Genomic DNA, 6,859 nt, shown 5'->3' with positions numbered 1-6,859 from the left:
CGCGCGGCCGTTGGCGGGTCAGGTTGTGGTTGGTGAAAAATCCCTTGTTACGACAAGGATGAGTGGATCGTCCGCAATGAAGTTCTTGGTTTTCGACTTCGCCTGCTTCACGTCCGGGATCAGGTCCAGCACGGTCTGAGCCGCGTCCAGGCGTCCCTCGTCGTAGAACACGGTCGGCTCCGGGACGTCATACGCTGACTGGTAGTTGCCGGTCCGTGTCACTGTGAAGCCGGCGGCTTCCAGCCGCGCCCGGGCGGAATCGGCAAGACCGGGGATCCTGGAATTGTTAAGGATCACGATCGGAATGAAGACATGCTTCGGTGCGGCGGTCGGGGCGGGTGCCGCGGCGGCCGGCGGCTGCGACGTGACTCTGGGCGACGGCGAGGTACCTGCCGCGGCTGGATGCGAGGTTGCCGGCCTGGGCGCCGCGGCTGTCGGCGACGCGCCTGTCGCCGGGGCGTGTGCCGATGCCGAAGTGGTCGCTGCGGCTGCCGCTGCCGCAGCGGCAGCCGCAGCAGATTTGTCCGCGGACGGGTCATTCACCAGGTTGACCACGAGAATGCAGCCGAGTACGGCGAGCACGGCAATGCTGCCGGCCGCGATGGCGTGCAGTCGATCACCGGGACGCAGTCGGGGCGGCCGGGGCGGGCTGGGCGACGTGACGGTGGTATCGGTCATGGCGGGCGCTCACATCTCAGCCGGGTCGAGTCGGGCGGTGTCGCCGGCGCGTGCCCGTCGGCGTGTCGTCCGCAACCGGCGTAGTCGCTTGACCAGCATGGGGTCGGCGACGAGGGCTGCGGGGGAGTCGATCAGAGCGTTCAGTATCTGGTAGTAGCGGGTTGCTGAGATTGCGAACTCGGCGCGGATCGCGGTTTCCTTGGCGCCCGCATAGCGCCACCAGTGCCGCTCGAACTCCAGGATCTGGCGTTGGCGATTGCTCAACGCATCCGTTGTGTCGCTTTTGGTATCCGCATGTGCGGCGCGTGCGGACACCGGGGAGTCGACGGAGCCCTGAGTCTCCCCTGCGTGTGGCACCGCGGCCCGTGGCTCGGAGCCCCGTGGCTCGGCGGCCGGTATCTCGATGGGATGTGGCGGCGGGCCGAAGGTCTCGGACTCCGGTGCCAGGACGTGGGCGACTGCCACGGCGATGGCCTCCTCCAGACGGGACGGGATCCGCGAATCACAGGGCTGTGGTTCGCCGCCCACTATTTCAGAGGATGGGTCCGACAACTTCGGCCGAGGCGGGCGACACGCGGGATCACTTCCGGTGGATGTGGCCTGGTCTGGCCGTGCCATGAAGAAGATCAATCATTGAGCTTCACCGACAACAGCCCGGTCGCTCTAATTCTCAGGCGTTCCAATACTGTCAGCGGGTGACCCGGCGCTTCGTCCGTACCACCGAGGATTTCCAGTGCCTCGTCTGTGGGACACCGGTCCACGGTGACGGTTACACCAACCACTGCCCATGCTGCCTGTGGTCCCGTCATGTGGACGTCAACCCCGGTGATCGGGCAGCGCAGTGTGGCGGCCCGATGCGCCCGGTCGCGGTGGAGGCCCGTCCGCATGACACCGTCCTGACGCACCGTTGCCAGACATGTGGTCACCAGCGTAGGAACAGGACGTCTCCGGCGGACGACATGGAGACGATCATCAGGGTGTCGGCGGTGGGCGCCGATGGGTTCGGCCCTCCCACCCCACCTCGCGGCCGTGGGCAGTTCGGGGGTCTCGGGGACGGCGGTCCCAGGGACGGGTGGTCGCGGGGACGGCGGCGTCAGGGGTAGAGGCCGCGAGTCCGGTGCGCGTCGGCGACCCGGGCGACCCCGATGATGTGCGCGGCGGCGCGCATACTCACGCCACGCTCGGTGGCTAGCGCTGAAACCTCCCCGTAGGCGCGGTTCATGATGTCGCGCAGCCGGTCGTTGACCAGGTCCTCCGTCCAGAAGTAGGCCTGGATGTCCTGTACCCATTCGAAGTAGGAGACGGCGACGCCGCCGCCGTTGGCGAGGATGTCGGGGACGACCACGACCCCGTTCCCGTCGAGGATCGGATCGGCGTCCGCGGATATCGGGCCGTTCGCGCCTTCGACGATCATCCGCGCCTTGACCCGGTCTGCGTTCGCCGCGGTGATGACCCCTTCCAGCGCCGCGGGCACCAGCAGGTCGACGTCGAGCTCGAGTAGCTCTGCGTTGGTGATCGTGTCGGTTCCGGGGTGCCCGACGACGGTGTCTTCGCCGCGCTGGACGCGGCGGAGAAGGGCAGCTGGATTGAGCCCCTGCGGGTTGTAGACGCCACCCTTGACGTCGGAGACCGCGATGATCCGACAGCCGGCGTCGTGGAGGTACTGCGCGGCGAGTGCGCCGACCTTGCCGAACCCCTGGACGGCGACGGTGACGTCGTAGGGGTCGAGGCCGCGTTCGGCCAGCGCAGCGAAGGCCGCCAGCTGTACACCCCGGCTCGTCGCGCCGGCCCGCCCGGCCGATCCGCCGATCGACAACGGCTTGCCGGTGACGACTCCGGGTGCGGTGTAGCCGGTGTGCGTCGAGTAGGTGTCCATGATCCATGCCATGGTCTGTTCATCGGTACCCACGTCCGGGGCCGGGATGTCCTTTTCGGGTCCGATGAGCGGGACGAGCTCGGCCGCGTAACGACGGGTCATCCGCTCCCGCTCGGCGAGGGAGAGCAGGCGCGGGTCGACGGCGATACCGCCCTTGGCACCGCCGTAGGGGATGCCCATCAACGCACATTTCCACGTCATCCACATAGCCAGGGCCTTGACTTCGTCAAGGTCGGTGGACGGGTGGAAGCGGATGCCGCCCTTGGCTGGTCCGCGGGCCAGGTTGTGCTGGACCCGATAGCCCGAAAGGACGAGCAGGTGCCCGTCGTCACGCATCAGCGGAACACTCACGGTGATCGCTCGACGCGGCATCCGGAGTAGATCGTGGAGGCCGTCATCAAGGCCGAGGTGGCGGACGGCGTTCTCCAGCTGGATCCGTGCCGTGTCCCATGCCGATGGAGATCCGAGCATTCAGACACCTCCTTGTGTTGTACGCGGTCCCCGTTGACCGCGCCGCGCGCCGGCCACGCGCCGGGCTGACGGTGTCGCGGGCAGAGAGGCCGCATCTGCCCGCTTGTCGGTGACCGGGTGTCAGGTCGTAGCTGTCGACCATGTCCCTGATGGTCACCGTCGGTTGTCAGCCTGATCGCTGAGACGATCCGTGCGGCGGTCGCACATATGCACGGCTATATCACGCAGAGTACTTGCCTGCTGGTCGATGCGTCACGGCAGGGTTGACCGAAGTCTCCCTTGCCTGCATGGCCGGAAGCCTACCGGGGCCGATGAGGCACCCGGACAGCCGTCCGGGCGTGGGTCCCGGACGTGGGTCTCGGCTACCGTCCTGATCGTGCGGACGGTTGACATCCGCCCCGCAAGGGCGACACGGCGACGGTCTGGTCGGCGTGTGGGGAGCGGGTCTGCGGACCGCCGCCGACGCTGCGTGGACCGCGCCCGCCGGTGGCTCGAGCCGTGGACAGGCCGGCGGATCTGGGTGTTCTGGCTGGTCACCCGGGTAGCGCTGGTTGTGTTGGCCATCACGGCGAAGGTCCTGGGTGCCCAGCACGGTGTGCTGGGCGACGTCCGGCTCTACGATCAGTGGGGCGATGGCCTGCTCCACGGTCGAGGCCTACCTGTCGGCGACGATCGTTGGCAGTATCCCCCGGCTGCCGCCATTGTGTTGGTCGTCCCGTCTGTGCTGGAGGCTGCGACCGGATTTCCGTACGACGTCGGGTTCTTTCTGCTGATTCTCGCGTCGGACGCCGCGATCACCGGCATTCTTGCTCGCCGTTCGGCGTCGGCGGTCCGGTTCTGGCTGGTCGGGATCTGTGCGCTCGGACCGGTGTCGATGGCGCGGTTCGACATGGTGCCGGCGGTGCTGGCCGTGACCGCCGTCGCGGGGCTCGGCGGGTCGACGCCGAGCGGGCCGACGCCGAGCGGGCCGACGCCGAGCGGGCCGAACAGGTACAGCTGCGGCCGTTGGGGGAGAGTCGGTCTTGCGGTCGGTCTTGGGACCGCTGTGAAGGTGTGGCCGGTGCTGTTGCTGCTTGCGTTGGGTGGGTCGGGTGCGGGCATCCGGTTGGCCGGGCGGCTGCGCGGATGTTCGGGCGAACCGTCGGGGCGCCCGGCCGACAGCGCAGCCCATCTCGCCCTGGTGCGTATGGCGGCTGGGTTGGTGGGGGCGGTCGTGCTGGTCGCGGGGGTGCTGTTCGCCGCCGGCTGGTGGCGGGACGCCTTCGGCTTCCTGGGCGCGCAGAAAGCCCGCGGCCTGCAGGTCGAGGCGGTTTCGGCGACCCCGTTCGTCCTTGCGCACATGGTCGGGCTACATGCTGGACCGTCATATGCCTGGGGGGCGTTGCAGTTTGGATCCAAGCTGGCGCAGCTGGTTGCAACGATCTGCTCGTTCGTAGAGGTTGTGGTCGTGCTGGCCGCTGCCGCGCGCTGGTGGCTGCCGCGTTCGTCCCGAAGGCCCGAGGAATCCCGAGCCACGGCGGAATCTCGTGCGGCGATCGACCCGGCGGACCGCATGCTGGCGCTGTTGCTGGTCGTACTCGTGACAAGTCGGGTTCTCAGCCCGCAGTACCTGGTCTGGGTACTGGCCGTCGCCGCGTGTCGTCGGTACTCGTCCGGCCAGGCTGTTGCCGCGGCCCGCCGCATGGTTGACTCGCGTCGCCGAGTGACCATCGGCTTGTTGGCGACGTGCCTGCTCTCGTTCGTGGTCTATCCGATCCGTTATGAAGACGTCATCCAGGGCAGAGTTGTCGCGAGCCTGCTCCTGGTCGCCCGTAACGGTCTGCTCCTCATCGTCTGCTGGGACGCTGTTCGCGCCGCTTGGCTGCCGTCGCGGTCAGGGCCGTGGCCACCGTGGCAATCATGGCGGCGGCCACGGTCAGGGCCGCAACAGCGGCCAGCGCCACGGCTACGGGCGGATGCCGATTCAGTAGCGTCCAGGTCGGAGCCAGCGACGCCAACGACGTCACACACAGCGTCACCGAAGTGATGATCGTCAGTCGGCGTAATGCAGGTGAACCATTCGTGCTGACCATTACCGAGAGCGCGGGGACGGCCAGCGCCAGATACCAGGGATAGAGGACAGGACCGCCCAGGGCCACCGCCATCCCGCCGACACCGATGATCGTGACGTCGTCCGGGACGCGTCCAGCAGTCCCATCAGCCGTTGCAGTCCCACCAGCAGTTGCGGTCCATGCAGCCGTGCCGGCTTCAGCTGCCGTCGGGTTGCGCCAGGCCCGGCCGAACAGCCCTGCGATGACGGCTGCGGCTACGGTAAGCGACAACATCCGGGCGCAGGTGAGGACGGCGTCGGCGTGGCCGCCGACGCCGAGTAGCCGCAGTGATGGCGAGATCAGATGGGCGAGTAGCGCGGCCGGGGCGATGTCGGTCCGCAGCCTGCCGGCGGTGGACAGCGCTGTGATCCAGGTCGGACCGAAGCCAGCCGCGATCATGCTGGCCGTGATCGTGGCTGTGGCCACCGCGAGATCAAAGAACAGACCCGTCACGGCGGCGATGACGGCGCCAGCCGCGCCGCCCCGGGGGGCGCCAGTCCGGGCACGTGGAGTCGCCCCGGTCCTGACGGCTGTGCTGGTGCCGCTCACGAGCTGTTCGCGAACGTGGACGACGAGCAGTACGGCGAGAGCGAGGAAGGCGGTCGCCTTGACCGTGCCCGCCAGGCAGGCGAGGGCGACCGCGCACGCCCGGGCGGCATACGAACTGATCGGGAGTCCAGGTGGCCGGCGATCGGGCCGCCAACGGAGATCCAGGCGACGGCGGTGCCGCTCGACCACGAGGGCCGCGACGCTCAGTGCGCCGGCCAGCGCGTCCAGGTGCGCTCCGCCGACCAGGTGGATGACGGTGACCGGATTGCAGGCGAGCAGCGCGAGCACCAGCGCGGTCCGTTGGCTGCCCGTCCGTTGGCTGCCCGTCTGCTGGGGCAGCAGGCGCAACGTGAGCATCACCAGCGCCACCACCGAGGTGACGGCGACGAGGCGCAGCAGGAGCACAGCACCGATCGGACCAGCACCGATCGGACCAGCACCGATCGGACCAGCACCGAACAGCGCGGCACCGGCCGCCGCGGCCGTTTTCTCGACGAACACGGCCGTTCCGCCGTAGGGGGCATGAGTTTCGCGCCAGCGTGGATCAACCGCGGCCACGAAGGAGTCCAGGTGGGGGCCGAGCGTGCGCAGCGCTGAAATGCCGTGTGTCGCAGGATCGAGCCCGTGGCGGGCAAGCTCGCCCTGAGCGGCATACGCGTAGACGTCCCGGCTGAACAGCGGGGGGCCGAGGGCGAACGGCAGAGCCCACCCGAGTGAGGTGACGGCCAGGCGGGATGGCGCGAGGGTTTCGCGGAGGGTCGCGCGGATCAGGGCGCACCAGCACACACACAGCGTTATCACGGCGATGGCGGCGATCGCGGCCAGCCAGCCCCGGGTCGTGCCAGGCGGTGGGCCGGATGGGAGGATCCCCCACCAGGACGAGGGATTGAGTGTGTTCGGGTTGCGTGGTCCGAGCCGGGCTTCGGCGAGCACGGCGGTAACTGCCGCGATGGCGCCTACCAGCGTCGGCCAGACGGCGGGTGTATCAAATAGGACCGTACGGTTACGGAACAGCATTATAGATCTTCGTTGCCGCTCATCGATGCCGCCGCCGGCGGTCCGGATCGGCGCTGACCGGGTAGTTCCGGTCCGCGGGTTCCCGGAGGTTGGACACTGGGAGGTGTCGGTTGGGTCCACTCGGCACCTTGCTTCGCGAACACCGGCTGCGCGCATGCCGGTCGCGTGAGTCGCATCG

At 68.6% G+C, this 6,859-nt stretch carries 5 protein-coding genes; 1 reads left to right on the top strand and 4 read right to left on the bottom strand.

The window, feature by feature from the left end; genetic code table 11:
• Positions 1-18: 18 nt before the first annotated feature.
• Entirely contained in the window at positions 19-678 is a 660-nt protein-coding gene (locus tag U9978_RS14570; protein ID WP_322761661.1) for a LytR C-terminal domain-containing protein, read from the bottom strand.
• 9 nt (positions 679-687) lie between these two features.
• Complete coding sequence (locus U9978_RS14565; RefSeq protein WP_416210969.1) at positions 688-993, bottom strand: DUF3263 domain-containing protein; 306 nt, start codon at positions 991-993, stop codon at positions 688-690.
• A gap of 380 nt (positions 994-1,373) precedes the next feature.
• Between U9978_RS14565 and U9978_RS14560 the strand changes: the two genes are divergently transcribed.
• Positions 1,374-1,781, top strand: a complete 408-nt coding sequence (locus U9978_RS14560; protein ID WP_322761659.1) for an RNHCP domain-containing protein — start codon at positions 1,374-1,376, stop codon at positions 1,779-1,781.
• On the opposite strand, the gene U9978_RS14555 is transcribed toward U9978_RS14560, so the two are convergent.
• Positions 1,772-3,025, bottom strand: a complete 1,254-nt coding sequence (locus tag U9978_RS14555; RefSeq protein WP_322761658.1) for a Glu/Leu/Phe/Val dehydrogenase — start codon at positions 3,023-3,025, stop codon at positions 1,772-1,774. The two genes, U9978_RS14560 and U9978_RS14555, sit on opposite strands and share 10 nt — an antisense overlap.
• Before the next feature lie 1,826 nt (positions 3,026-4,851).
• On the bottom strand, positions 4,852-6,681 hold the full coding sequence (mptB, locus tag U9978_RS14545) for a polyprenol phosphomannose-dependent alpha 1,6 mannosyltransferase MptB (RefSeq protein ID WP_416210968.1): 1,830 nt from the start codon (positions 6,679-6,681) through the stop codon (positions 4,852-4,854).
• Positions 6,682-6,859: the final 178 nt, after the last annotated feature.

The sequence above is a fragment of the Protofrankia sp. Cr2 genome (assembly GCF_963555885.1).
In the GTDB taxonomy this organism is placed as follows: domain Bacteria; phylum Actinomycetota; class Actinomycetes; order Frankiales; family Frankiaceae; genus Protofrankia.
Note: the sequence above shows the minus strand (reverse complement) of the source record. Positions and strands in the feature narration are given on the sequence as shown.